The 23,873-nt window shown below is 66.9% G+C and carries 23 protein-coding genes; 9 read left to right on the forward strand and 14 right to left on the reverse strand.

The features are described 5' to 3' along the window. Positions 1-50: 50 nt before the first annotated feature. The 3 genes from WKW79_RS06150 to murJ all read right to left on the reverse strand — a co-directional run bounded on the left by WKW79_RS06150 (position 51) and on the right by murJ (position 3,075). Positions 51-590: a VOC family protein gene (locus WKW79_RS06150; protein WP_340334222.1), complete on the reverse strand. Its 540-nt coding sequence runs from the start codon at positions 588-590 to the stop codon at positions 51-53. Next, positions 590-1,441, reverse strand: coding sequence for a SirB1 family protein (locus tag WKW79_RS06155; RefSeq protein ID WP_340334223.1), 852 nt, complete (start codon positions 1,439-1,441; stop codon positions 590-592). Before WKW79_RS06155 ends, WKW79_RS06150 begins: the two co-directional genes overlap by 1 nt. Before the next feature lie 71 nt (positions 1,442-1,512). Then, positions 1,513-3,075 carry a murein biosynthesis integral membrane protein MurJ gene (murJ, locus tag WKW79_RS06160; protein WP_340334224.1) on the reverse strand — a complete coding sequence of 521 codons (1,563 nt, stop codon included), beginning with the start codon at positions 3,073-3,075 and terminating at the stop codon, positions 1,513-1,515. Between the two features lie 90 nt (positions 3,076-3,165). On the opposite strand from murJ, the gene rpsT reads away from it, so the two are divergent. Next, positions 3,166-3,477 carry a 30S ribosomal protein S20 gene (rpsT, locus tag WKW79_RS06165; protein ID WP_340334225.1) on the forward strand — a complete coding sequence of 104 codons (312 nt, stop codon included), beginning with the start codon at positions 3,166-3,168 and terminating at the stop codon, positions 3,475-3,477. A gap of 127 nt (positions 3,478-3,604) precedes the next feature. On the opposite strand, the gene WKW79_RS06170 is transcribed toward rpsT, so the two are convergent. After that, positions 3,605-3,910 carry a DUF3579 domain-containing protein gene (locus WKW79_RS06170; protein ID WP_340334226.1) on the reverse strand — a complete coding sequence of 102 codons (306 nt, stop codon included), beginning with the start codon at positions 3,908-3,910 and terminating at the stop codon, positions 3,605-3,607. 164 nt (positions 3,911-4,074) lie between these two features. On the opposite strand from WKW79_RS06170, the gene WKW79_RS06175 reads away from it, so the two are divergent. The 6 genes from WKW79_RS06175 (at position 4,075) to kynA (ending at position 10,034) form a co-directional block, all read left to right on the forward strand. Next, positions 4,075-5,280, forward strand: a complete 1,206-nt coding sequence (locus tag WKW79_RS06175) for an aspartate aminotransferase family protein (protein WP_340334227.1) — start codon at positions 4,075-4,077, stop codon at positions 5,278-5,280. After that, a complete protein-coding gene (gene argF, locus WKW79_RS06180) occupies positions 5,277-6,197 on the forward strand; it encodes an ornithine carbamoyltransferase (RefSeq protein ID WP_340334228.1) in 921 nt (306 codons plus the stop codon). The genes WKW79_RS06175 and argF overlap by 4 nt, the downstream gene beginning before the upstream one ends. Before the next feature lie 205 nt (positions 6,198-6,402). Then, a complete protein-coding gene (locus WKW79_RS06185) occupies positions 6,403-7,125 on the forward strand; it encodes a DUF899 domain-containing protein (protein WP_340334229.1) in 723 nt (240 codons plus the stop codon). A gap of 155 nt (positions 7,126-7,280) precedes the next feature. Beyond that, positions 7,281-7,919: an arylformamidase gene (gene kynB, locus WKW79_RS06190; protein WP_340334230.1), complete on the forward strand. Its 639-nt coding sequence runs from the start codon at positions 7,281-7,283 to the stop codon at positions 7,917-7,919. A gap of 13 nt (positions 7,920-7,932) precedes the next feature. Then, a complete protein-coding gene (gene kynU, locus WKW79_RS06195) occupies positions 7,933-9,195 on the forward strand; it encodes a kynureninase (RefSeq protein WP_340334231.1) in 1,263 nt (420 codons plus the stop codon). A 2-nt stretch (positions 9,196-9,197) separates the two neighbouring features. After that, the gene (gene kynA, locus WKW79_RS06200) at positions 9,198-10,034 is read left to right on the forward strand and encodes a tryptophan 2,3-dioxygenase (RefSeq protein WP_340334232.1); all 837 of its coding nucleotides are present in this window, start codon (positions 9,198-9,200) and stop codon (positions 10,032-10,034) included. Positions 10,035-10,047: 13 nt separating this feature from the next. On the opposite strand, the gene WKW79_RS06205 is transcribed toward kynA, so the two are convergent. From WKW79_RS06205 to WKW79_RS06225, 5 genes are all read right to left on the reverse strand, one after another. Beyond that, positions 10,048-10,392, reverse strand: coding sequence for a hypothetical protein (locus tag WKW79_RS06205; protein WP_340334233.1), 345 nt, complete (start codon positions 10,390-10,392; stop codon positions 10,048-10,050). A gap of 81 nt (positions 10,393-10,473) precedes the next feature. Beyond that, positions 10,474-11,652, reverse strand: a complete 1,179-nt coding sequence (locus WKW79_RS06210) for an FAD-dependent monooxygenase (protein WP_340334234.1) — start codon at positions 11,650-11,652, stop codon at positions 10,474-10,476. 5 nt (positions 11,653-11,657) lie between these two features. Then, on the reverse strand, positions 11,658-11,936 hold the full coding sequence (locus WKW79_RS06215; protein WP_340334235.1) for a DUF6587 family protein: 279 nt from the start codon (positions 11,934-11,936) through the stop codon (positions 11,658-11,660). Positions 11,937-11,941: 5 nt separating this feature from the next. Continuing rightward, positions 11,942-13,843, reverse strand: coding sequence for a ferrous iron transporter B (gene feoB, locus WKW79_RS06220; RefSeq protein ID WP_340334236.1), 1,902 nt, complete (start codon positions 13,841-13,843; stop codon positions 11,942-11,944). Continuing rightward, a complete protein-coding gene (locus WKW79_RS06225) occupies positions 13,836-14,093 on the reverse strand; it encodes a FeoA family protein (protein ID WP_340334237.1) in 258 nt (85 codons plus the stop codon). Before WKW79_RS06225 ends, feoB begins: the two co-directional genes overlap by 8 nt. 133 nt (positions 14,094-14,226) lie before the next feature. Between WKW79_RS06225 and WKW79_RS06230 the strand changes: the two genes are divergently transcribed. Further along, positions 14,227-15,690, forward strand: a complete 1,464-nt coding sequence (locus WKW79_RS06230; RefSeq protein WP_340334238.1) for a C13 family peptidase — start codon at positions 14,227-14,229, stop codon at positions 15,688-15,690. A gap of 94 nt (positions 15,691-15,784) precedes the next feature. Here the strand turns inward: WKW79_RS06230 and acnA are convergent, their stop codons facing one another. After that, positions 15,785-18,520, reverse strand: a complete 2,736-nt coding sequence (gene acnA, locus WKW79_RS06235) for an aconitate hydratase AcnA (RefSeq protein ID WP_340334239.1) — start codon at positions 18,518-18,520, stop codon at positions 15,785-15,787. A gap of 133 nt (positions 18,521-18,653) precedes the next feature. On the opposite strand from acnA, the gene WKW79_RS06240 reads away from it, so the two are divergent. After that, positions 18,654-19,484 carry a helix-turn-helix domain-containing protein gene (locus WKW79_RS06240; protein ID WP_340334240.1) on the forward strand — a complete coding sequence of 277 codons (831 nt, stop codon included), beginning with the start codon at positions 18,654-18,656 and terminating at the stop codon, positions 19,482-19,484. Positions 19,485-19,496: 12 nt separating this feature from the next. On the opposite strand, the gene WKW79_RS06245 is transcribed toward WKW79_RS06240, so the two are convergent. From WKW79_RS06245 to WKW79_RS06260, 4 genes are all read right to left on the reverse strand, one after another. Next, complete coding sequence (locus WKW79_RS06245; RefSeq protein ID WP_340334241.1) at positions 19,497-20,678, reverse strand: HupE/UreJ family protein; 1,182 nt, start codon at positions 20,676-20,678, stop codon at positions 19,497-19,499. Next, positions 20,675-21,856, reverse strand: coding sequence for a tetratricopeptide repeat protein (locus tag WKW79_RS06250; protein WP_340334242.1), 1,182 nt, complete (start codon positions 21,854-21,856; stop codon positions 20,675-20,677). Before WKW79_RS06250 ends, WKW79_RS06245 begins: the two co-directional genes overlap by 4 nt. A 74-nt stretch (positions 21,857-21,930) precedes the next feature. Then, complete coding sequence (locus WKW79_RS06255; RefSeq protein ID WP_340334243.1) at positions 21,931-22,212, reverse strand: hypothetical protein; 282 nt, start codon at positions 22,210-22,212, stop codon at positions 21,931-21,933. A gap of 13 nt (positions 22,213-22,225) precedes the next feature. Further along, positions 22,226-23,725 (reverse strand): DUF4331 domain-containing protein, encoded by a 1,500-nt coding sequence (locus tag WKW79_RS06260; protein WP_340334244.1) that lies wholly within the window; start codon positions 23,723-23,725, stop codon positions 22,226-22,228. Positions 23,726-23,873 lie beyond the last annotated feature (148 nt).

Genomic DNA, 23,873 nt, shown 5'->3' on the forward strand with positions numbered 1-23,873 from the left:
CTGCCCCACAAGTCGCGGCGGGCAGCGAGTTGTCAGGGAGCGCGAGCGCGCTAAAGGTAGCCGCAAAAACGCAGCACATGCCCGTCGGGTTCGCGAATCGCGAACTCGCGCAGGCCCCAGGGCTGCGATACGGGCGGCTCGATCACCTCGACGCCGCGCTTCAGGTAGACCGCATGCAAACCATCGATGTCGTGGCCGACGTGGATGACGATCTCGCCCCGCCACTGGCGCGTCTCCCGCGCATTGCATTGCCACAGGCGGATGTAGACCGCATCGCCCTGGCTGTGGCCGTCCGGCACGATGGCGGGCCGCCCGGGTTCATGCCGCGCGCCCCGCACGTCCGCGTCGAACGAGCCGGGCACATGCCGCACACGCGCATAGCTTGGCGGCTCGCCGGCGATGAAGTCCAGTTCGAAGCCCAGCACGTCCCGGAAGTAGCGCGCCGCACGCGAGACGTCCGCAACGGGCAACACCGGCTGGATGCCATGGAACTGATGCCGCTTGCCCAGGTCTCTCGCGACATCGACGCCCGGCGCCGCCTCGGTCCTGCGCGGCAAGCCGAGCGGTCCGTGGTCCGTTTCGGCGGTCATCAGCTCTCGGCGCGTCGCAGGGCCGCGACACGCTCGGCAATCGCGTCAATGTCCAGCGCGTCTTCCACATGGGCCAGGTAGGTTTCGAGGTCGCGCACGGCCAGCGACGCATTGCCCTGCGCGGCATGCGCCAGCCCACGGTCCCGGTGCTCACCCCAGGCCTCGGGCAGGAGCACGACCAACCGGTCCTGCACCGCGATGGCGCGCTGCCAGTCTTCCTGCGTGCGGTGCACTTCCTTCAGGTTGCGCAGCATGCGCGCGATGATGTCGCGCGGCGTGGCGGGCTGCAGGTACAGGCCGAGCGGCACGTCGAAGTCACCGACGAGGCCATTGCTGCGCTTGTAGGGCTCCAGGCGTTCGGTGAGTTCCTCGCGCGAGAGCGAACGGCCGGTGAAGGGATCGATCACCACCTGCCCCTTCGGCAGCGTCACCTTGAGCATGAAGTGCCCCGGAAAGCCCACGCCGCGCGCCTGCAGGCCGAGACCCTGCGCCAATTCCATCCACAGCACGGCCAGTGAAATCGGGATGCCTCGGCGTGTGCGCAACACGGCGTTCAGGTAGCTGTTGTCGGGGTCGTAGTAGTCGTTGACGTTGCCGCCGAAGCTCAGGTCGTGGAAGAAGAATTGGTTGAGAAGACGCAACCGTTGCAAGGGCGCCGCATCGGCGGGCAGGCGGCGCTTGAGGCGCGCCAGCAGCTGGTCGATGTCGCCCAGCACCTGCTGCACGTCGAGATCGGGATATTCGTCCTGCGCCAGGCTGGCGGCGGCCTCGAGCAGCGGGAAATGGTCGTCGCTCTCCACCAGGGTACGGAAATACTCCAGGGCGGTGGGAGCGGAAAGGCTCAACGGCATGTGTCTTTGTAGTAGAGCGGGCGGGGAGCGTCAAGGCGACATACGCCCGGTGGCGCAGCCCTATCGGAAAATCAGCGCCGCATGAAGCTGCGCAGCTTGACGCCGGCCAGCGCCAGCACGCCGAAATAGAGCACGCCAGCCCCCGCAATGACCGCCGCCAACAGGCCGATGCGCAGCAGGCGATGCTCGCGCAGGGCGATCCAGTCGAAATGGCCGTTCGCCCAAACCAGCAATGCCCCCATCAGCAACGTGCCTGCCATCACCTGCGCGATGAAGAGCCACCAGCCCGCCGCCGGCTTGTAACTGCCGACACGGCGCAGCATCACCAGCAGAAGCGTGGCATTGACCAGTTGCGCGATGCCGATCGACAGCGTGAGCCCCGCGTGCTGCAGGTACGGCACCAGCGCGATGTTCAGCAGTTGAGTGAGCACCAACGTGCCCAGGCTGATGCGCATCGGCGTGCGCATGTCGTGGCGCGCGTAGAAACCTGCGGCCAGCACCTTGATCGAGACGATGCCCAGCAACCCGGTGCCGTAGCCGACCAGCGCCTCGGCCGTGCGCAGGACGCTGGCGTCGTCGAATGCGCCGTTGTGGAACAGCACAGCCACCAGCGGCTTGGCGAACACCAGCAGCGCCAGCGCGCAAGGCACCGTCAGTAGCACGATGAGGCGCAGGCCCCAGTCGAGCATCGCGGAGAAGCGCGTTTCGTCCTTCGCGGCGCGGGCACTGGCAAGTTGCGGCATCAGCACCACGCCGAGCGCCACGCCCAGCATGGCGCTGGGGAACTCCATCAACCGGTCGGCATTGGTGATCCAGGTGACGCTGCCCTCGGCCAGGTGCGAGGCGATCTGCGTGTTGATCAGCAGCGAGATCTGCGCGCCGCTGACGCCGATCATGGCGGGAAGCATCAACTTCAGGATCTTGAGCGTGGTCGGGTCGGTCAGGGCCGCGCGAATGGCCGAGATGCGCACGCCGATGCGCGGCAGCATGCCGATCTTCATCAACGCCGGAATCTGCAGCGCCAGTTGCAGTACGCCCCCGACCATCACGCCCACGCACTGCGCATAGATCGGCTCGATGCCCCAGCGTTGGAACAGCGGCGCGCCGATGACGATCGACGTGATGAGCGCGACGTTCAGCAACACCGGCGAGGCCGCGGGCACCACGAACTTGCGCCAGGTGTTCAGGATGCCGCCCGCCAGCGCCACCAGCGACATGAAGCCGATGTACGGGAACATCCAGCGCGTCATGACCACGGCGCCATCGAAGCCGCCCGACTTCTGCAACCCGCTCGCCATCGCCCACACCATGAGCGGCGCGCCGATCACGCCCGCGATGCAAAGCACGACCAGCGTCCAGGTCAGCAGCGTGCCGACGTGGTCCACGAGATTCTTCGCTCCGGCGTCGCCCTCCTCCGTCTTGCAGGCCGCCAGCACGGGCACGAAGGCCTGGCTGAACGCGCCCTCCCCCAATACCCGACGAAACAGGTTGGGTATGCGAAAGGCGACGTAGTAGGCGTCCGTCAGCGCGTTGACGCCAAATACGGAACTGAAGAGCACATCGCGGATGAGGCCCGTGATGCGCGAGGCCAGCGTGAGGAGCGAGACGGTGGAGGCGGATTTGAATAAGGACACGGCGCCGAGGAGTGTAGGTGCACCCCGGTGCGGGGCGAGCTATAATGGTCGGCTTTGCTGCAACATCCCCAGACACCAAGGAACTAAATCATGGCATCAGCCAAGCCGAAGAAAAAGAACCCGCGCCTCGCGTCGGGCCGCAAGCGCGTCCGCCAGGACATCAAGCTCAACGCCGCGAACACCTCGCTGCGCTCCAAATACCGTACCGCTGTGAAGAACGTCGAAAAGGCCGTGCTGGCCGGCGACGTGACCAAGGCGAAGGACCTGTTCGCCAAGGCTCAGAGCATTGTCGACCTGGTTGCCGACAAGGGCATCTTCCACAAGAACAAGGCCGCTCGCGACAAGAGCCGCCTGTCGGCCAAGGTCAAGGCACTCGCCCTGGCCCCCGCAGCCGCCGCCTGACACTGACGTCGGGCCAAGCCCGGATGATCGCCACAGCGCTTTCATCCGCCGTTTGACAGGGGTGCGCTGCAGCAAAAGTGAAAAAACCGCCTTCGGGCGGTTTTTTCATGGGCGATCGCTTTGTGTCTTACTCGGGCAGGACGCAGGCCTCGCCCACGGTCAAGTCGTTGTCGCGGGCGAAGTTCATGACGAAATCCCAGGCCATCACGTCATGGTCGCGCAGTTCCGGGCTGACGATCACGCACTTGACGTTGTTGATGGTCGTGGGCACGCACCAGGGCGAGTAGCTCAGGTAGCTGTCGGGCGTGGCGCCGCCGGGGCGGAACGAACTCATCACGCCGGCCAGGCGCTCGGCCCAGTCGCTCGGACGGAAAGTCCGGCCGTCGTGGGTGACGCCCTGGATGAAAAGTTTCTTGGTGCTGGGAATGTCCATGGGGCGGGGTTGGCGGCCGGCGAGGCGTTGTGCTGCGGCGCACAACGATTTTAACTGGCGGCCTCGCATGCGCCGTGCCAAGGGCATTGCTGTGATGCGCAATCCTCAGCAAAGCGCGAAGGTGGCCGCCCTAGAATTCGCTTCCCTTTTCGGAGATTCGAACAATGAGCGCCATTCCCCAGCCCACGTCGCCCCACGTCATGAACACCTACGGTCGCCTGCCGATCGCGATGTCGCACGGGCAAGGCTGCCGAGTCTGGGACACGAATGGCAAGGCCTATCTCGACGGCCTCGGCGGCATCGCCGTCAACACGCTGGGCCACAACCACCCCGAACTGGTGCCTGCCCTGCAAGACCAGCTCACCAAGCTGATCCACAGCTCCAACTACTACTACGTGCCGGGCCAGGAAGCGCTGGCCGCCAAGCTGACCGAGCTGTCGGGCCTGACCAACGCCTTCTTCTGCTGCACCGGGCTCGAAGCCAACGAGGCGGCGCTGAAGCTGGCGCGCAAGTTCGGCCATGAGAAGGGCATCGAGAAGCCCGAGATCGTGGTCTACGAGAAGGCCTTCCATGGCCGCTCGATCGCCACGCTGTCGGCCACGGGCAATCCGAAGATCCAGGCCGGCTTCGGCCCGCTGGTCGAGGGGTTCATCCGTGTTCCGCTGAACGACATCGAGGCGCTGAAGAAGGCGACCGAAGGCAACCCGAACGTGGTCGCCGTGTTCTTCGAGACCATCCAGGGCGAAGGCGGCATCAACCCGATGCGCTGGGACTATCTGAAGCAGGTGCGCGCGCTCTGCGACCAGAAGGACTGGCTCATGATGATCGACGAGGTGCAATGCGGCATGGGCCGCACCGGCAAGTGGTTCGCGCACCAGTGGGCCGGCATCAAGCCGGACGTGATGCCGCTGGCCAAGGGCCTGGGTTCGGGCGTGCCGATCGGCGCCGTCGTCGCGGGTCCGAAGGCAGCCAACCTGTTCCAGCCGGGCAACCACGGGACCACCTTCGGCGGCAACCCGCTGGCCATGCGCGCGGGCATCGAGACCATCCGCATCATGGAAGAGCAGAAGCTGCTGGAGAACGCGGCTACCGTCGGCGCGCATCTCAAGTCGGCGCTGGAGCGCGAGTTCTCGCGCATGTCGGGCGTGAAGGAAGTGCGCGGCCAGGGGCTGATGCTGGGCATCGAGCTGGACCGTCCGTGTGGCGTGATCCTGAACCGCGCCTGCGAGGCCGGCCTGCTGCTGAGCGTGACGGCCGACAGCGTGATCCGCCTGGTGCCGCCGCTGATCCTGACGATCGCGGAAGCCGACGAGATCGTCGCCATCCTGGCGCCGATCGTGAAGGCCTTCCTCGCGGAGCCCAAGGCATGACGGAAGTCCGGCACTACCTGCAGTTCTCCGACTTCACGGCCGACGAGTACGCGCACCTGTTCGAGCGCGCCGCCTTCATCAAGAAGAAGTTCAAGGCCTACGAACGGCACCAGCCGCTGGTGGACCGCACGCTGGCCATGATCTTCGAGAAGGCCTCGACGCGCACGCGTGTGAGCTTCGAGGCCGGCATGTACCAACTCGGCGGCAGCGTGGTGCACCTGACCACCGGCGACAGCCAGCTGGGCCGCGCCGAGCCCATCGACGACAGCGCCAAGGTCATTAGCCGCATGGTCGACCTGGTGATGATCCGCACCTACGAACAGACCAAGATCGAAAAGTTTGCCGAGCATTCGCGCGTGCCGGTGATCAACGGCCTGACCAATGAATTCCACCCCTGCCAGATCCTGGCGGACATCTTCACCTACATCGAGCACCGCGGGTCGATCAAGGGCAAGACGGTGGCCTGGGTGGGCGACGGCAACAACATGGCCAACACCTGGCTGCAGGCCAGCGAGATCCTCGGCTTCAAGGTGCATGTGAGCACGCCGAGCGGCTACGAGGTGGACCAGTCTGTGGCCGGCATCCGGTCGAACGACAGCTACAAGGTCTTCAAGGACCCGATGGAAGCCTGCCGCGGCGCCGACCTGGTGACCACCGACGTGTGGACCAGCATGGGCTACGAGGCCGAGAACGAGGCGCGCCGCAAGGCCTTCGCCGACTGGTGCGTCGACAGCGAGATGATGGCCGTGGCGCAGCCCGATGCGCTGTTCATGCACTGCCTGCCGGCGCATCGCGGGGAGGAAGTCGAGGCGGATGTGATCGACGGGCCGCAGTCGGTGGTGTGGGACGAGGCGGAGAACCGGATGCATGCGCAGAAGGCACTCATGGAGTTCCTGTTGTTGGGCAAGGTCGCATAGGACGCGAGCCTTTGGCGCGACGGCGCCGGCAGGCTGTTTCAGTGAAGACTCATGTGCGCGCAGCGCGCGTGACGTCACCAAGGGCGGCGGGTCGCGTCGCTGCCATTCTTCATTTCCACGCTGGTTGAAGGGCCTACGCAGGCTTCCATCGCGCCTGATGTCCTGATGTGTACAGTGTTCACATCATTCCCGACTGGAGGTCCGATTGAACTACCCCGAGATCGTCTCCCGCGCCGACTGGCAAGCCCAGCGCGACGACCTGCTCAAGGCCGAGAAGGAACTCATGCGCGCCCACGACGCGCTGAACGCGCGGCGACGACGCCTGCCCATGACGGAGATCGTGCGCGACTACCGCTTCGCCTCCCCCACGCGCAACGACCTGCGCCTCATCGACCTGTTCGACGGCCGCGACCAGTTGATCGTCTATCACAACATGCTGAACCACGGCTCGGACCACATCTGCCCGGGCTGCTCCAAGTACAGCGACAACCTGATGAACAACTTCGCGCACCTGCATGCGCGGCGCACCACCTTCACGATGGTGGCGCGCGCCATGGTGCCGCAGATCGAGCAGGTGAAGGCGCGCATGGGGTGGACTTTTCCGTGGGTGTCCTGCCATGGCACGAGCTTCCATGAAGACATGGTGACGGCGCAGAGCAACGCGTACTTCGGGCTGTCGGTGTTCATCCGCCAGGGCGAGCGCGTGTTCCAGAGCTGGTTCACGTCCGGCCGCGGCGTCGAGCAGGCGAGCAACACCTTCGGCCTGCTCGATCTGACGCCTTGGGGTCGCCAGGAAGAATGGGAGCAATCGCCCGCCGGCTGGCCGCAGGAGCCGACCTACGGCTGGCTGCGCCTGCACGACGAATACCCGGACGATGCACTCACTCGCCAGGCAACGCGCGCGCCTGCGGAAGTCACGCCGGGGTGAACGTCGGCGCGGTGCCGGCGCGCGTTGACGTTCGCCTTGCGCCGGCGATTCGCAGCGGAGTCCTTCGACCACGACACCGCCCGCAACAGCTCGTTTAACCTTCTGTTGGAATTAACCGACACCACGACCTCGCACGCGGCGCTACCTTTGCGCCCATGACTTCTTCCTCCCCACGCCTGTGGGACATCTCCCCACCGGTGTACGTGGGCGCGCCGGTCTTTCCGGGCGACACGCCCTACCAGCAGCGCTGGGCCGCGAGCATCGGCCCCGGCTGCCCGGTGAACGTGAGCGAGATCACGCTGTCGCCGCATGTCGGCGCGCATGCGGATGCGCCGCTGCACTACGACCCTGCAGGCGCCACCATCGGCGACGTCGACCTTTCGCCCTACCTCGGCCTGTGCCGCGTCATCCATGCGATCGCGCAGGGCCCTTTGATCGAGTGGGCGCATATCGAGCACGCCGTCGCCGACCTGCCGCCGCGCGTGCTCGTTCGCACCTACGAACAAGCGCCCGTCCATCAATGGGACGGCGCCCTCGCCGCCTATGCGCCCGCGACCATCGAACGCCTGGCCGCGCTCGGCGTGAAGCTCATCGGCATCGACACCGCCAGCATCGACCCCGCCGACAGCAAGACGCTGGACAGTCACCAGGTCATCCGCCGCCTCGGCCTGCGCGTGCTGGAGAACCTGGTGCTCGACGAGGTGCCCGAAGGCGACTACGAACTCATCGCGCTGCCGCTCAAGCTGGTCAGCGCCGATGCCTCCCCCGTCCGCGCGATCCTGCGCGAGATCTGACAAGAAAACCGAAATGACTCTCGACGACTGCCGCGCGCTCGATGCGCAAGACCCACTGGCCGCACTGCGCGACCAGTTCATCCTGCCCGAAGGCGTGATCTACCTCGACGGCAACTCGCTCGGCGTGCTGCCCAAGGCCGCGCCCGCGCGCATTGCCGAGGTGGTGGCCAAGGAATGGGGCGAAGGCCTGATCCGCTCCTGGAACACCGCCGGATGGTTCGACCTGCCGCAGCGCCTGGGCGACAAGGTCGCACGGCTCATCGGCGCCGCGCCGGGTGAAGTGGTGTGCACCGACAGCACCTCGATCAACCTCTACAAGGTGCTGTTCGCGGCGCTCTCGCAGCAGGCCGCCACGGGCCGCAAGCTGGTGATCAGCGAACGCAGCAACTTCCCGACCGATCTCTACATCGCCGAGTCGATGTGCCGCGAACGCGGGTTCACGCTGAAGCTCATCGACGCCAGCGAACTGCCCGCCGTGCTGACCGATGAAGTCGCCGTGCTGATGCTCACGCACGTCAACTACCGCACCGGCGCCATGCATGACATGAAGGCCATCACGGCAGCGGCGCATGCGGCTGGCGTGCTCACCGTCTGGGACCTGGCGCACAGCGCGGGCGCCGTGCCCGTCGCGCTCAACGACAGCAATGCCGACTACGCGATCGGCTGCGGCTACAAGTACCTCAATGGCGGCCCTGGGGCGCCCGCGTTTGCGTGGGTGCACGCGCGGCACGCCGACAAGTTCATCCAACCCTTGTCCGGCTGGTGGGGTCATGCGGCGCCCTTCGAAATGACGCCGCACTACCGCCCCGCTTCGGGCGTGTCGCGCTACCTGTGCGGCACGCAACCCATCGTGGCGCTGGCCGGCCTCGAATGCGGACTCGACACCGTGCTGGCCGCCGAGCCCTTCGGCGGCATGGCGGCGTTGCGCAAGAAGTCGCTGGCGCTCACCGACCTGTACATCCAGTTGGTCGAACAACACTGCGGTGGTCATGGCCTGTCGCTGGTCACGCCACGCGATCATGCGGACCGCGGCTCGCAGGTCTGCCTGAGCCGCGATGAAGGCGCCTATGCCATCGTGCAGGCGCTGATCGCCCGTGGCGTCATCGGCGACTACCGCGCCGGCGACGACCAGGCGCCCGACATCCTGCGCTTCGGCTTCACGCCGTTGTACCTGGGTTTCGAGGACGTGTGGAACTCGGTGGAGCACCTGCTGCAGGTGCTGGAAGCCGCCGAGTGGAAGCGCGCGGAGTTCAACACGAAGAGCGCAGTGACCTGAAGATGAGCACGGAAAAAATCGTTCACCAGGAAGGCGCACAGCTCGACTTCAGCGAGTCGATGAGCTACGGCGACTACCTGCACCTCGACGAAGTGCTCAATGCCCAGCATCCGCTCTCGCCCGCGCATGACGAGATGCTGTTCATCGTGCAGCACCAGACCAGCGAGTTGTGGATGAAGCTTATGCTGCACGAACTGCACGCGGCCATCCGCTGCGTCGCGGCAGATCAATTGCCCGACGCCTTCAAGATGCTGGCGCGCGTGACGCGCATCATGGAACAGCTCGTGAGCGCCTGGACCGTGCTGTCGACCATGACGCCGCCCGAGTACAGCGCGATGCGGCCGTACCTGGCCAAGTCCAGCGGCTTCCAGAGCGCGCAGTACCGCTGCATCGAGTTTGCGCTCGGCAACAAGAATGCGGCCATGCTCAAGCCGCACGAGCATCGCCCGGACCTGCTGGCGCTGGTGGACGCGGCTTATCGCTCGCCCTCGCTCTACGACGAAGCCTTGCGCCTGATGGCGCGCCGCGGCCTGCCGGTGCCAGCGAACCACCTCGAGCGTGACTGGACCTTGCCCTACGAGGCCAACGACGAGGTCGAGCAGGCCTGGCTGGTGGCCTATCGCGACCCGCACAAGCATTGGGAGGTCTACCAGCTTGGCGAGAAGCTCACCGACATCGAGGACGCCTTCCGTCTCTGGCGCTTCCGCCACGTGACGACCGTGGAGCGCGTGATCGGCTTCAAGCGCGGCACCGGCGGCACCGGCGGCGTGAGTTACCTGCGCAAGATGCTGGACGTGGTGCTGTTCCCGGAAATCTGGAAGCTGCGCACGGATCTCTGATCGGCGCTGGGTTTCAGGGCGTGACGATACTGCCTTCGCCGTCCAGCACCCGCAGGATCTGGATGCGGAGGTGACCGTCGATGAGTTGCTCGTCTGTCCACTCGGCGTAGCCTGGGGGAAGTCCCGGACGCGGCGCCACGTGCGAGACAAATTCGATGTGGCGACTGATCCGTCCGGACCAGTTCTTGTTGCGCTTCTGGTGCTCGAACGAGCCTGCATAGGCCCTGACCGCCAGATGATCGTTGGCCAGGTGATTGGAGGCTGGGGTACCGCGCAGCTTGCCGGAGGTGACGATCTCGCGCAGCCCGCCCTTGTTCAGGGTGTGCACGAAGGGGCCGAAGGTTCGTGGATCGGTCATGACAGCGTTCGGAATTTCAGCCGAGTTTGCAGCTTTGGCCGCTCGAGCGCCTCCCCATGAATGGGGGGTGCCCGTCCGGCTTCAGCCCGCGTACAACCAGGGCTGGTCCAGCAGCAGCGCGCCCAGCACGCGCATCGCCACGTCGCGCCCCAGCCGCACCGGCCCGGTCGCGTGGAAGATCGTGCCGTTGCGATGCGCCCTCGCCTGCACGCGCGCATTGCGCTGCCAGCGGGCTGCGGCGTAGCGCGCAAAGGCTTGCGGCACGCCGGCCGCATCGACTCCGCCCAACGCCTCCGCCAGCGCCACCGCATCCTCGATCGCCATGCCGGCGCCCTGGGCCAAGTACGGCAGCATGGGATGCGCGGCGTCCCCCAGCAAGGCGATTCGGCCGCTGGCCATCTGGTCGGCATTCTTGAGCGGCGGCCGGTCGCTCAGGGCCCAGGTGCGCCATGCGGGCATCGCCTCCAGCAGCTTCTGCAAGCCGGCGCCGCTGCGGCCGGTGGCGCTCTGCAGCGCGGCGAGGCTGCCGGCCTGATCCCAGTCGCGTACATCGCCAGTCGAGGTCGACTCCGCGATCACGACCACGTTGAGCAAGCGCCCGCCCCGCACCGGGTAGGCGACGGCATGCAGCTTGGGACCGAGCCAGACTTCGACGCCATTGCAGCGCATGGCCGCCGGCAAGGCCTGCTGCGCGATGATGGCGCGCCAGGCCATGTGGCCGGTGGCGTGCGGCGGCGTGTCCGCCTCGATCACCTGCTGCCGCACGGTGCTCCAGAGGCCGTCGGCACCGACCAGTGCATCGCCTTCCCATGCGTGCGCGTTGGCGCTGGCGACGCACACGAAGTCGTCGTCGCGCCGGGCTTCGACGATGCGTGCGCCGGTGCTCAGCGCCACTTTCTTCTGTGCGCGCACGGCCTTGAGCAGGAGCGCATGCAAGTCGGCGCGGTGCACGCTGTAGTACGGCGCGCGGTAGCGGTGCTCGACGGCACTGCCCAGTTGCATCCGGGCCAGCACGGCATTGCTGTCGGCGCTGCGCACGGTCAGCGCGTCGGGCTTGGCGGCGATGGCGGCCAGCGGCTTGCCGAGGCCAAGCGCCAGCAACCGGCGCGTCGCATTGGGACCCAGTTGCACGCCGGCGCCGATCTCCGCAAACGCGGGTGCCTGCTCGAGCAGATCGATGGAGTGGCCTTGCCTGGACAGCGCGAGCGCGGTCGCGAGTCCGCCGATGCCGCCACCGGCAACGATGATGTGTGCCGCCATGCGGCTCAGTGTACGGGCGTGGCGCCCTTGCCCGCAGCCTTGTCCGCCGACTTCGCGTCGCCCGAGCCGCATGCACCGCAGCTGTCGCAGGAGCCGCAGCCCGAGGTCTTGGCCAGCGACGCAGCCAGCTGCTTCGCACGTTCCTCATCGACCAGCCCGGCGCGCTGTCCGCCCGCCGCGAGCTTCTGCGCGGCGCCGCGGCGCCACGCGGCCGGCATCCATCGCCAGGCCGCGTAGATGGCAGCGGCAGCGACGATCAGGCCCACGATGATTTGTTGCGTCATGATGATCAACCCCATCCCAGCGCAAGTGCGATTCGGTAGGTGACGAAGCAGGCGAGGTACGCCAGGCCGAACAGGTAGCCGGCCATGATCCAGACGTACTTCCAGGAATTGGTCTCGCGCTTGACCGCCGCCAGCGTCGAGATGCATTGCGGCGCGAACACGTACCAGACCAGCAGCGACATCGCCGTCGCCAGCGACCAGCTCTGCGCGATCAGCGGCTGCAACTGGCCCGCGACTTCCTCGCCGGTGGCCGACAGCGCATACACGGTGCCTAGCGCACCCACCGCCACCTCGCGCGCCGCCATGCCCGGCACCAGCGCAATCGAGATCTGCCAGTTGAAGCCGATCGGCGCGAAGATGTGCTCCAGCCCGCGGCCCAGCATGCCGGCCAGGCTGTACTGGATCGCGGGGCCCGTCGCGCCTTCGGGCGGCGACGGGAAGGTCGACAGGAACCACAGCAGGATGGTCAGCGTCAGGATGATCGTACCCACGCGTTGCAGGAAGATCCACGCACGTTCATAGAGCCCCAGCGCCAGGTTGCGCGGGTTGGGCCAGCGATAGGCCGGCAGCTCCATCAGCAGCGGCGAATGCGATTGGTTGTCGCGGAAGCGCTTCATGACCCAGGCCACCGCCATCGCCGACACGATGCCGAAAGCGTACAGCCCGAACAGCACGATGCCCTGCAGGTTGAACAGCCCGCCCACGGTCTTCTCGGGAATGAAGGCGGCAATGAGCAGCGCATACACCGGCAGGCGCGCCGAGCAGGTCATGAGCGGCGCGATCATGATCGTCGTGAGCCGGTCGCGCCAGTTGCTGATCGTGCGCGTGGCCATCACGCCGGGAATGGCGCAGGCAAAGCTGGACAGCAGCGGGATGAACGAACGGCCCGACAGGCCCACGGTACCCATCACGCGGTCCAGCAGGAAGGCCGCGCGCGGCAGGTAGCCCGAATCTTCCAGCGCAAGGATGAAGAAGAACAGGATCAGGATCTGCGGCAGGAACACGACCACGCCGCCCACGCCCGCCACGATGCCGTCGACCAGCAGGCTTTGCAGCATGCCGTCCGGCACGATGGTCTTGATCAGACCGCCAAGCGCCTCGGTGCCGGCCTTGATCGCGTCCATCGGCACAGTCGCCCAGCTGAACACGGCCTGGAACATCAGGAACAGCGTGACGGCCAGCACCAACATGCCCCACAGCGGATGCAGCACCATGCGGTCGATCTTGTCGCTGGTGGCCAGGCTGCCGACCGGCTCGCGCACAGCCAGGCCGAGGATGCGGCGCACCTCGCGCTGGGTGGCCAGCACGTCGGCGAAGGCCGGGGCCTGCCACGGCACCGGCGAGGCGCTGGCGACCGGCGCGTCGAGCTGCTCCAGCAGTCCCTGCGCGCCACCGGCATGCACGCCGACGGTCTCGATCACCGGCACGCCGAGTTCGCGCGACAGCACGGCCACATCGACCGCGATGCCCTGCTTCTTCGCCATGTCGGTCATGTTCAACGCGACCACCATCGGCAGGCCGAGCTGGCGGGCTTCCAGCACGAGGCGCAAGTTCAGGCGCAGGTTGGTCGCGTCGGTCACGCAGACCAGCAGGTCGGGCAGCGCTTCCTTGCTCTTGCCGGTGACCACGTCGCGGGTCACGGCTTCGTCGGCCGAGAGCGCGTTGAGGCTGTAGGCGCCCGGCAGGTCGAGCACGAACACGCGGCGGCCGGCAGCGGTGCGCAGGATGCCTTCCTTGCGCTCGACCGTAACGCCGGCATAGTTGGCGACCTTCTGCCGGCTGCCGGTCAGCAGGTTGAACAGCGCGGTCTTGCCGCAGTTGGGATTGCCGAGCAGCGCGATGCGCGCCGGCGGCGTGGTCGCGGTGCCGGTGGCGCCGGGCTGGAAACTGAGGGTGGCTTCAACCATGTTGGGTTGCTCCCGGGATCACGCGAATGAAGGAGGCCTCATGGCGGCGCAGCGCGAAGGTGGTGTGGCCCAGGCGCACCGCCAACGGCTCGCGACCGGGCACGCCGGTGGCGACGACGCGCACCGCCTCGCCGGGCACGAAGCCGATCTCGGCCAGGCGCAGCACCAGCTCGCGGTCGTCCGCTGCGTCCGGCAGCACCATGTCGACCACCGTGGCCCACTGGTTGCGGGGCAGCTGGTCGAGGCTCATCGCGGTCAATGCCGCTCCATTCAATTGAGTCACCCTGGGGAATCCGAATCTGCAAAATGAGAATTATTCTCGAAAACTGCAGCCTCTGGCGGGTCTGCGCGAAAGTAGCCCTGCGCAAAGGCATGATCGCCGCATGAAAGAGGAACTCCCCGCTGACCTGGTTGCCGACCAGGGTCTGACTCCGCCGCCTGATTTCGCCCGACTTCCCCGCGCCAACCTTCTGACGTGGATTGTCGAAGGCCTGCGCAGTGCCGTGCTGCTGGCGCCGCGCATCACCGCCACGCCGACGCCCTGGCAATTGCTGGCACTTGCGCTGCTGCCCAGCCTGCTGTTCTTTGGCGCGCAGCGCTTCACCATCGCTGGCGCGGCCACCTTGAACGCCCCTGCCGCGCTCAACTTCCTGTGGGCGCTGGCGGCCCTGCTCTGGCTCGGCTGGTGGACTTTTTCAGGGCGGGGGCCATCGACGGCGGGCGAGACACTGTCGCGCTGGTTTGCGCTTGCGAGCTGGTGCAACGTGCCCGGCAACCTCCTGGCCGTTCTGTTGTCGATCGCCTGGATGCGCGGCTGGCTGCCCAAGTCGCTCAGCAGCGCGAATGCCTTCTGGATCATGTACGGCACCCTGATCGTCTGGACGGTCGTCGCGCTGGTTCGCCTGACCGCGCATTACGTCGCTTCGCGGCTGCGACTGGCGCTGTTCGTGCCCGGCGTGGCGGCGCTGCTCGCCTTGAGCGTCTGGCAAGGCCTGGAGGCCGGCCAATCCATCTGGAACGAGGACGCCCAGGCCACGGCGAATGAATCCGAGCGGCCAAGGCTGCGCCTCTACCAGGAGACCTTCGAGCAGCAGCAAGCCCTCTGGCAGCGCACCGTCGACGGTCTGGCCGGGCGGCAGCCCGGCCATGCCAACGTCTATGCGCTGGTGTTCGCGCCCTATGCGAGCGAGGACGTGTTCCTGCGCGAGAGCAACATGGTCACGCACCTGCTGGAAGACCGCTTCGATGCCAAGGGGCGCGTACTGCAACTGGTCAATCATGCGACGACCACCGAAACACTGCCTTGGGCCACGCCGCTGAACCTGCAACGCGGCATCGCGGCGCTGGCCGGGCGCATGGACCGCGACGAGGACGTGCTCGTCGTCTACATGACCTCGCATGGCGCGAGCGACCACAAGCTGGCCGCATCGCACTGGCCGCTGACCGTGCCGTGGCTGACGCCCGAGGAATTGCGCAAGGCGCTGGACAATGCGGGCGTGAAGCACCGGGTGGTGGCGATCTCGGCCTGCTTCTCGGGTGGCTGGATCGATGCGCTGGCCAATGAGGACACGCTGCTGATGACCGCGGCGGATGCGACGCACACCTCGTATGGGTGCGGGCGACTGTCGGAGCTGACCTTCTTCGGGCGCGCGATGTTCGATGAGGAATTGCGCAAGACGCATTCGTTCGAGAAGGCCTTTGCCGCCGCCGTGCCGGTGATCCAGGCGCGCGAGGTGGAAGCGGGCAAGGATGACGGATTCTCAAATCCGCAGATTCGGGTGGGGGAGAAGGTTCGGCCGGTGCTGGATGGGCTGGCGGAACGGTTGGATGGTGGGGGGCGCAACTGAATGCGGGATCGGGTACCGGACGCAGGGACGCGAAGGTTGAAGTCCGGTGCCCTCACCCCAGCCCTCTTCCCGGGGAGAGAGGGCGTGAATTCCGTCAGGCCGCGAGCAACTGCCGCAGCACAAACGGCAAGATGCCGCCATGCTTGTAGTAATCCACCTCGATCGGCGTATCGATGCGCAGCCGCACCGTCACCTCCTGGTGCACGCCATCGAAGCGGCGGATCACCAGCTTCACGTCCATCTGCGGCTTGAGTTCGCCGCCGATCACCACGTCCACTTCCTCGTCGCCGGTGAGGCCCAGCGTCTGCCATGAGTCTGCCCCGCGGAACTGAAGCGGCAGCACGCCCATCCCGACCAGGTTGGCGCGGTGGATGCGCTCGAAGCTGCGGGCGATCACCGCCTTGATGCCCAGCAGTTGCGTGCCCTTGGCGGCCCAGTCGCGCGAGGAGCCGGTGCCGTATTCCTCGCCGCCGAAGATCACCGTCGGCACGCGCGCGGCCATGTACTTCTGCGCGGCGTCGTAGATGAACATCTTCTCGTTGCCGGGCTGGAAGCGCGTGATGCCGCCCTCCTCCTGCGTGCCGTTCTCGTCCGCCGGGATCATCAGGTTCTTGATGCGCACGTTGGCGAAGGTGCCGCGCATCATCACCTCGTGGTGGCCGCGGCGCGAGCCGTAGCTGTTGAAGTCGGCCTTGGCCACGCCGTGGGCCTTGAGCCAGATGCCGGCGGGGGAGCTTTCCTTGATGGCGCCGGCGGGCGAGATGTGGTCGGTGGTGATCGAGTCGCCGAAGAGCGCCATGATCCTTGCATTGATGAAGCCGGCGTCGGTCGCGTGCGGCTGCATCTTGAAGTTCTCGAAGAACGGCGGCTCGGCGATGTAGGTGGACTGGGGCCAGTCGTAGACATTGCCGGTCGTGCCCTTGATGCTTGTCCAGAACTTGCCGGGTTCCGACTTCACCTTGTCGTAGTTGGCGCGGAAGGATTTGGCGTTCATCGCGAAGCGCAGGTTCTCGTCGATCTCCTTGGGCGTCGGCCAGATGTCGCCGAGGTAGACGTCCTTGCCGCCCTTGCCCTTGCCGACCGGCTGCGTCATGAGGTCGGTCATCACGTTGCCGGCGATCGCGAAGGCCACCACCAGCGGCGGGGAGGCCAGGAAGTTGGCCTTGATGTTCGGATGGATGCGCGCTTCGAAATTGCGGTTGCCCGACAGCACGGCGGCGCCGACCAACTCGTTCTTCGAGATCGATTCGTTGATCTCCGCCGTCAGGTCGCCCGCGTTGCCGATGCAGGTGGTGCAACCGTAGCCGGCCAGGTAGAAGCCAAGCTTTTCCAGGTACGGCAGCAGGCCGGCCTTGGTCAGGTATTCGGTGACGATGCGCGAGCCGGGCGCGAGCGAGGTCTTGACGTGCGGCTTGACCTTGAGCCCCGCCTCCACTGCCTTCTTCGCGAGCAGGCCGGCGGCGAGCATCACGCTCGGGTTGGAGGTGTTGGTGCAAGAGGTGATGGCCGCGATCAGCACGTCGCCATTGCCGATGGTGGTCCCCGCCTCCTTCAGCGGGTAGCGTTCCTTGAGCTTCTCGGCCGGCTGGTTGAAGCCGTTGGCCTCCTGCGGCTTGCTGTAGAGCTCGGAGAATTTCGTCGACAGGTGGCCGAGGTCGATGCGGTCCTGCGGGCGCTTGGGGCCGGCCAGGCTGGGCGTGACGGTGCCGAGGTCCAGCTTGACGATCTTGGTGTAGTTGAGTTCGCCGACCCCCGGCATGCCGAACAGGCCCTGCGCCTTGTAGTAGGCCTCGAAGCGCTCGATCTCGGCGTCGGTGCGTCCTGTCCCCTTGAAGTAGGCGACCGTCATCTCGTCGACGGGGAAGAAGCCCATGGTCGCGCCGTATTCGGGGGCCATGTTGCCGATGGTCGCGCGGTCCGGCACGGCAATCGACGCAGCGCCCGGGCCGAAGAATTCGACGAACTTGCCGACCACCTTTTCGCCGCGCAGGATCGCCGTGACGTAGAGCACCAGGTCGGTGGCCGTCACGCCTTCGCGCAGCTTGCCGGTGAGTTCGAAACCGACCACGTCGGGCGTCAGGAAGTAGACCGGCTGGCCCAGCATCGCGGCTTCCGCCTCGATGCCGCCCACGCCCCAGCCGACCACGCCGATGCCGTTGATCATGGTCGTGTGGCTGTCGGTGCCGACCAGCGAATCGGGGTAGTAGACGGGCGGGTCGCCCTTGTCATGCGGGCTCTTGTAGACGCCGCGCGCGAAGTACTCGAGGTTGACCTGGTGCACGATGCCGAAGCCCGGCGGCACCACGCCGAAGGTGTCGAAGGCCTGCATGCCCCACTTCATGAACTGGTAGCGCTCGTTGTTGCGCTGGAATTCCAGCTTCATGTTGAGGTCGAGCGCCTTGGGCGTGCCGTAGTGGTCGACCATCACCGAGTGGTCGACCACCAGGTCGACCGGCACCAGCGGCTCGATGGCCTTGGGCGACTTGCCGAGCGACTGCGCCACGGATCGCATCGCCGCCAGGTCGGCCAGCAGCGGGACACCGGTGAAGTCCTGCAGCACCACGCGCGTGACCACGAAGGGAATCTCGTCCACGCGCTCGGCGTTCGGCGCCCAGTTGGCCAGTTCCTCGATGTGCTGGGGCGTCACCTTCTGGCCGTCGCAGTTGCGCAGCACCGACTCCAGCACGATGCGGATCGAGACCGGCAGCTTGTCGACGTTGGGGTACTGCTTCGCCAGTTCGCGCAGCGAGTAGAACTTGCCCGACTTGCCTGACGCCGTCTTGAAGGTCTTGAGCGTGGAGGCAAAGGCGTGGGCCGAATCCTTGGTCATGAACATCTCCGTGGAAGTCGTGGGGCGGATTCTGAACATAGCAGGGTTCGCTCCAACAGGTTGTGGGACCTGCCCTTCAAACATGACGTGTGAGGTCATGTCCGGAATGACCTGCACGGCCTAGCATCGGCGCATGACACTTCGCAATGCATCGCCCACCGCGGCCGATCCCTTCGGCACCCACCTGCGCCACTGGCGCCAGCACCGGCGCCTGAGCCAACTCGACCTGGCGCAGGAGGCCGAGGTGTCGACCCGCCACCTGAGCTATGTCGAAACCGGCCGCGCCGCGCCGAGCCGCGAGATGGTGCTGCGGCTGGCCGAGCGGCTGGACGTGCCGCTGCGCGAGCGCAACGCGTTGCTGGTGGCAGCGGGCTACGCGCCGATGTACCGGCAGCGCTCGCTCGACGACCCCGCGCTGGGGCCGGCGCGGCGGGCGGTCGACCTGGTGCTGAAGGGGCACGAGCCCTTCCCCGCGCTGGCGGTGGACCGGCACTGGAACCTGGTGGCGCATAACGCGGTCGTGCCGCTGCTGATGGCGGGCGCGTCGGCGGAATTGCTGCAGCCGCCGATCAACGTGCTGCGGCTGAGCCTGCATCCCGATGGCCTGGCGCCGCGCATCGCCAACCTGGGGCAGTGGCGGGCGCACCTGCTGGAGCGCTTGCAGCAGCAGATCGCGGCCACCGGGGATGCGACGCTGGCTTCATTGCACGATGAACTCGCGGCGTATCCGGTCGGCTTGACGGGGCATGACGCGCCGGCGGTGGGCGGTGAACTGGCTGGGGTCGTCGTGCCTTTTCAGCTGGTGACGCCCAACGGGCTGCTGAGCTTCATCAGCACGACGACGATCTTCGGGACGCCGGTGGATGTGACGCTGCAGGAACTGGCGGTGGAATCGTTCTTTCCTGCGGATGCGCAGACGGCGGCGGCGCTGTCGGGGCTTGCTGCAACGCAGCTACGCGGTTGAAGGCAAGTCCTGTCACACAGGCAAGACCTTCAGATCGAACACCCGCTCCACGAACCAGATGGCCGCAATGCCCATCGCGAAGGCCGATCCGCCGCGCAGCACCAGCGGCGGATAGCGGGGCTGCCATCGCAGCGCCAGCAAGACACTCAGCGCGATCGACACCACGATGAGCTGGCCAGCCTCGACGCCGAGGTTGAATTCGAGCAGTGCCGTCACGAAGCGCTTCACCGGCAGGTCGAGTTCGGCCAGCACATTGGCAAAGCCGAAGCCGTGGATCAGCCCGAACAGGAAGGTGAAGATGCGGCGGCGCCCACGCAGCAGCGGCACGATGTTGTCGACCGCGGCCACGATGATGGTGAGCGCGATGGCCGGCTCGATCAGGCGTGGCGACAACGACACGATCTGCAGTCCCGCCAGCGCCAGCGTGATCGAGTGGCCGAGCGTGAACATCGTGACGGTCGACACGATAGGCCAGACCGCCTGCTGCCACTGCGCCACCGGCCGCCACTTGCCACCGCTGCGCACCAGCACGGCCGGGAGCAACAGGCTGATGAGGAACAGGATGTGGTCGTAGCCGATCAGGATGTGGTGGATGCCGTCGAGGAAGAAGGTCGCGCCACCCGATCTGCTGGACGGCGAGTCGCCATGGCCGTTGCCCTCGCCGTTCGGGCTGCCGCTGCCAGGTAGCGCGAGCGAGACCGTGACCGCGCCGGCCGCCGGGTCGAGCGACTGCAACGCGAGCGCCTGGCCATCGCCTCTGTCGATGCGCAGCAGTCCGCGATGCGTCGGGTCGACTTCGCGGAACAGGCTGTAGTCGATGCGCAGGCCGCCAGCCAATTCACAGGGGCTGCGCAACTGCAGCACGAGGTAGCTTCCGTCGACGCGGCTTTCCAGCGCGGTCGGCTGTGCCTCGGTGAGCGTGCAGCGGCCCTCCTGCAGGCGCAGATGGGCCAGCGCGTAGGTGCGGATGTCGTCCATGCGGCCTCGGACTTCGCCCCAGCTCAGCTTCTGGTCTTCGTTCCGGTCGAGGTCGAGCACCGCGTCGAGGTCACGCAGCGACACGTCCCAGCGCAGGTGCAGGATGCCGTCGGCGCTGCTCAATTGCAGGTAGGCGTCGCTGGCCTTGTGCGCGAGCGCCGGCGTGCAGAGCACGGCCAGCGCGGCCGTGAACAGCGTGACAATCCAGCGCTTCATGAGGCGCCCCCGAGCACCGCGTCGACACGCGTGTCGCGCAGGCCGATCTGCTGCATCAGCGTCTTCACTTCCTGCCGCGCGCCTTCGTCACGCGCAGCAGCGGCGGCGCGCGCGAACACCAGCAGGTCGATCGGCTCGCGTTGCAACTGCACGTTGAGGCGCGCCAGTGCCAACGCCTTCGATGCATCGCCCTGCACTTCGAGCGCAAAGATCGCCTGCTCCCGCGCATGCGACTGCGTGCTGCCAGGCCGCAGGCCCCCCGCATCGAAGCGCGCCGCCAGTTCTTCGGCATCGCGCTGCGCGGCTTCCCGCTGCGATGGCGATTGTTTGTGCTGCGCCGCCAGCCTCTCTTGCGCCATGACGATGCGCAGCAGCACGGCATCGCTACGCGCCTCTGGCTTCAACAGTGGCAATACCTCCGCTGGGCGGTTGCGCCGCAGCAGGAAGTCGCTGTAGGCCAGCAGGTCGTAGCCGGAAGCGCCCATGTCGATCGCTCGCCGATACGCCGCGTCGGCCTGCGCATCGCGGCCGGCGAGTTCGGCGATCCCGGCCTGGGTCGTCAGCAGCCATTGTCGATACGGGCCCAGCCGCTTTTCCTGCAGAAAGGGGCTGTCGAGCAGGTTCTGCAGAACTCGCTGCGCGGCCTCGTGGTCGCCGCGCAGGCCGTTGTTCTCCGCGAGGCAGGGTTCCGCGTAGAGGTGCTGCCGCAGGGGGACCAGCGCGCGGCAGGCCGTGTCCGATTCCTCGTAGCGGCCACGCACGCGCAGGATCGTCGCCAGCGTGAGCCAGCCTTGCGCGTCGTCGGGATGGCCAGCGAGCGCCATGCGCAAGGTGCGTTCCGCACCGTCGAAGTCATGGAGGTATTGCGCCACCGTCGCATGCATGACGAGGATGGCCTTCGGTGTATTGGCCGAGAGCGGCTGCCACGCCTGCAACACGCCCAACGCATGGCCGGCGTAGCGCGCATCGCCTTGCGCCCGGGCGAGGTCGAGGTAGGCCTGCGCCGCGGCCAGTGCCACGCCTTCGTCGCGTGGCCGCGCGACGAGTTCACGGCGCAGGCGGCGCTCCTCGCGGGACCAGCCGGCCACGGCGGGCAGCGTTTCGACGATTTCGCTGTCGCTGGTGGGGATGCGTGGCGTGGCGCGCGCCGCGGTGGTGGCCAGCACTATCGCCAGCAAGAAAAGGACGCTCGCACTAGCCATGCGACTGGAGAGACGATGGGCCATGGGGCCGGTGCGATGCGTGGTCACGGTCAGGGCGTCGCGACGGCTTCCTTGGTCTCCGACGTGCCAGGCGGATCGAACTGCGACACGTCGGCCGCCTCCCCCGCCTCGGGCGACGCGCCGAGCAAGGCCATGATGTAAGAGATGAAGCCGCCGTACGGGTCGGCCGTCCCGCCGTCGCCGCTGCCGGTGCTCGTGGTCGGCGGGAAGAAGCCGCCGCCGTGCCCGCCCCCGCCACAGCCCGAGACCAGCAACACGGTCGTCAGCGACAAGGCCACCGGGATGGCCCAGCGAAAGGATGTGTCTTTCATGATGACGATCTCCTCACGGTGCCGCCGACACGGCACCCGGCAGCGGCGTGTTGAGGTACGGGAACACAGCCGGGAACTGCGCCGGGCTTTGCAGCGCGCCATCGGTCAGCGGCGCGGCGCCCGCCGGTGCGTCGGAAGGCCTGCATCCGACCTTGAACTTGTCCTCGTTCCCGGTCAGCACGCACAGCGCGCCCATGGCCACGCGCAACTCGATGTCGACGATGTCGTCTCCGGGCCGGCGGCCGTTCGGGAAGCCGGCCAGGTCGCCGCCGGCCACGCCGAAGTTGCTCTGCTTGTCCTTGGGCGTCGGCGGAATCTTCGTTTCCAGCCGCAGCATTTCGGAAGGCGTGCCATTGGCCGGCTTGTTCAGTCCTTCGATGCCGGTCAGGAAGGCGGCCACGAGGTCGGTGCGCGGGAAGTTGGTCGGCGCCTTGGCGGAGGGGAACAGCTTCTCGATCAGCGCCGGCAGCGCGGGATTGGTCACGTAGCTGAGGAACTGCCCGTCGTTCTTCGGCTGCGAGTTGTTGAAGCGGTCCTTGTCCTTCAGGCCGATCACCACCTCGTTGACCAGCGGCATGCCCAGGCGCGACACCTGCGCCCACGGGCCGCCGTTGAGCGCTGCGGTCTGGTAGCCGCTCTTGGGCGGGCTGGCGATCAGGCGGCCCTGGCGCACGCTCGACGTGGTCCAGCCGCCGATGATGGTGCTGCCGCCGGTGGTCAGGCAGGCGGTGGGCACTTCCAGCTCCAGCGAAGTGATGTTCTTGCCGGCCAGGTAGTCGGCGCCGGGCACGTCGGTGTTGCCGAGCGGATTGAGGTTGATGAGATCGAAGATCGGCCCGAGTGCGACCGCGAACGGGTCCTTGCGCTGGCCGACGAAGACCTTGGCCGGCGCACCGCACCCGGGGATGTTGACGTCATGGATGTGCTGGGCCGCGTAGGCGGCATACGCGCCGCCGGTGCCGAAAGTCTTCTCGCCGATGTTGTCGGTGGGCTTGTCGAGTTCGGAGGTGCCGTCGGCCTTGGTGAGCAGGCTGCCCTGGCTGCCGCGACGGTCGCCACGCACCACGCTCACCGTGTAGGTCTCGCGCAGGTTGCTGGTGTCCTGGTTGGGGCCGGTGATGCCGCCGGCCTGCACCAGCGGGATCGAGGTGGACTTGCCGCCGATCGGCAGCGCGATATCGCGCAGCGTGTTCTTGAAGCGGAACTGGAAGGTGATGTCTTCGCGGCCGTCGCCGTTGTTGTCGATGTGGATCTCGTAGAGCCCGCTCGGGTCCATCGCGAAGTAGTTGGGGCCGCCGGAGGGGCTCTGGTCGGGCTGGTAGTCGGCGATGAGCGTGGTGTAGTCGCTGCGGGCCGGGTCGTAGCTGCGGAACATGTAGAAGTCCGTCGCGTCGAGCTTCGGGCTGCCGGCGATCGACGGCGCCTCCCGGTGGCTCGATGCAAAGGCGCCACCCGCGACGACCGCGCACAACGCGGCCACGCAGGGCCTGACGGGGAACCTGGAAAGTCTCATGGGCGTCACCTCTTGGTGTGGAGTGAGTGATCTCCGCCGACATGGCGGAGCACATCACCTACGCGGCGAGATTTCCGGTGGATTCAGGAAAGTTGCTACTGAATGCTGCAAGCGACTGCGCGGCTCGCGCAAAGGCGTACGGCCAAGC

It is taken from the genome of Variovorax robiniae, assembly GCF_037889955.1.
In the GTDB taxonomy this organism is placed as follows: Bacteria; Pseudomonadota; Gammaproteobacteria; order Burkholderiales; family Burkholderiaceae_C; genus Variovorax; species Variovorax robiniae.

What these genes read in the sequence shown, in the direction of transcription:
- WKW79_RS06150 (WP_340334222.1), bottom strand. Translation starts at nt 590, where the DNA reads ATGACCGCCGAAACGGACCACGGACCGCTCGGCTTGCCGCGCAGGACC.
- WKW79_RS06155 (WP_340334223.1), bottom strand. Translation starts at nt 1,441, where the DNA reads ATGCCGTTGAGCCTTTCCGCTCCCACCGCCCTGGAGTATTTCCGTACC.
- rpsT (WP_340334225.1), top strand. Translation starts at nt 3,166, where the DNA reads ATGGCATCAGCCAAGCCGAAGAAAAAGAACCCGCGCCTCGCGTCGGGC.
- WKW79_RS06170 (WP_340334226.1), bottom strand. Translation starts at nt 3,910, where the DNA reads ATGGACATTCCCAGCACCAAGAAACTTTTCATCCAGGGCGTCACCCAC.
- WKW79_RS06175 (WP_340334227.1), top strand. Translation starts at nt 4,075, where the DNA reads ATGAGCGCCATTCCCCAGCCCACGTCGCCCCACGTCATGAACACCTAC.
- argF (WP_340334228.1), top strand. Translation starts at nt 5,277, where the DNA reads ATGACGGAAGTCCGGCACTACCTGCAGTTCTCCGACTTCACGGCCGAC.
- kynB (WP_340334230.1), top strand. Translation starts at nt 7,281, where the DNA reads ATGACTTCTTCCTCCCCACGCCTGTGGGACATCTCCCCACCGGTGTAC.
- kynU (WP_340334231.1), top strand. Translation starts at nt 7,933, where the DNA reads ATGACTCTCGACGACTGCCGCGCGCTCGATGCGCAAGACCCACTGGCC.
- kynA (WP_340334232.1), top strand. Translation starts at nt 9,198, where the DNA reads ATGAGCACGGAAAAAATCGTTCACCAGGAAGGCGCACAGCTCGACTTC.
- WKW79_RS06205 (WP_340334233.1), bottom strand. Translation starts at nt 10,392, where the DNA reads ATGACCGATCCACGAACCTTCGGCCCCTTCGTGCACACCCTGAACAAG.
- WKW79_RS06210 (WP_340334234.1), bottom strand. Translation starts at nt 11,652, where the DNA reads ATGGCGGCACACATCATCGTTGCCGGTGGCGGCATCGGCGGACTCGCG.
- WKW79_RS06215 (WP_340334235.1), bottom strand. Translation starts at nt 11,936, where the DNA reads ATGACGCAACAAATCATCGTGGGCCTGATCGTCGCTGCCGCTGCCATC.
- feoB (WP_340334236.1), bottom strand. Translation starts at nt 13,843, where the DNA reads ATGGTTGAAGCCACCCTCAGTTTCCAGCCCGGCGCCACCGGCACCGCG.
- WKW79_RS06225 (WP_340334237.1), bottom strand. Translation starts at nt 14,093, where the DNA reads ATGAGCCTCGACCAGCTGCCCCGCAACCAGTGGGCCACGGTGGTCGAC.
- WKW79_RS06230 (WP_340334238.1), top strand. Translation starts at nt 14,227, where the DNA reads ATGAAAGAGGAACTCCCCGCTGACCTGGTTGCCGACCAGGGTCTGACT.
- acnA (WP_340334239.1), bottom strand. Translation starts at nt 18,520, where the DNA reads ATGACCAAGGATTCGGCCCACGCCTTTGCCTCCACGCTCAAGACCTTC.
- WKW79_RS06240 (WP_340334240.1), top strand. Translation starts at nt 18,654, where the DNA reads ATGACACTTCGCAATGCATCGCCCACCGCGGCCGATCCCTTCGGCACC.
- WKW79_RS06245 (WP_340334241.1), bottom strand. Translation starts at nt 20,678, where the DNA reads ATGAAGCGCTGGATTGTCACGCTGTTCACGGCCGCGCTGGCCGTGCTC.
- WKW79_RS06255 (WP_340334243.1), bottom strand. Translation starts at nt 22,212, where the DNA reads ATGAAAGACACATCCTTTCGCTGGGCCATCCCGGTGGCCTTGTCGCTG.
- WKW79_RS06260 (WP_340334244.1), bottom strand. Translation starts at nt 23,725, where the DNA reads ATGAGACTTTCCAGGTTCCCCGTCAGGCCCTGCGTGGCCGCGTTGTGC.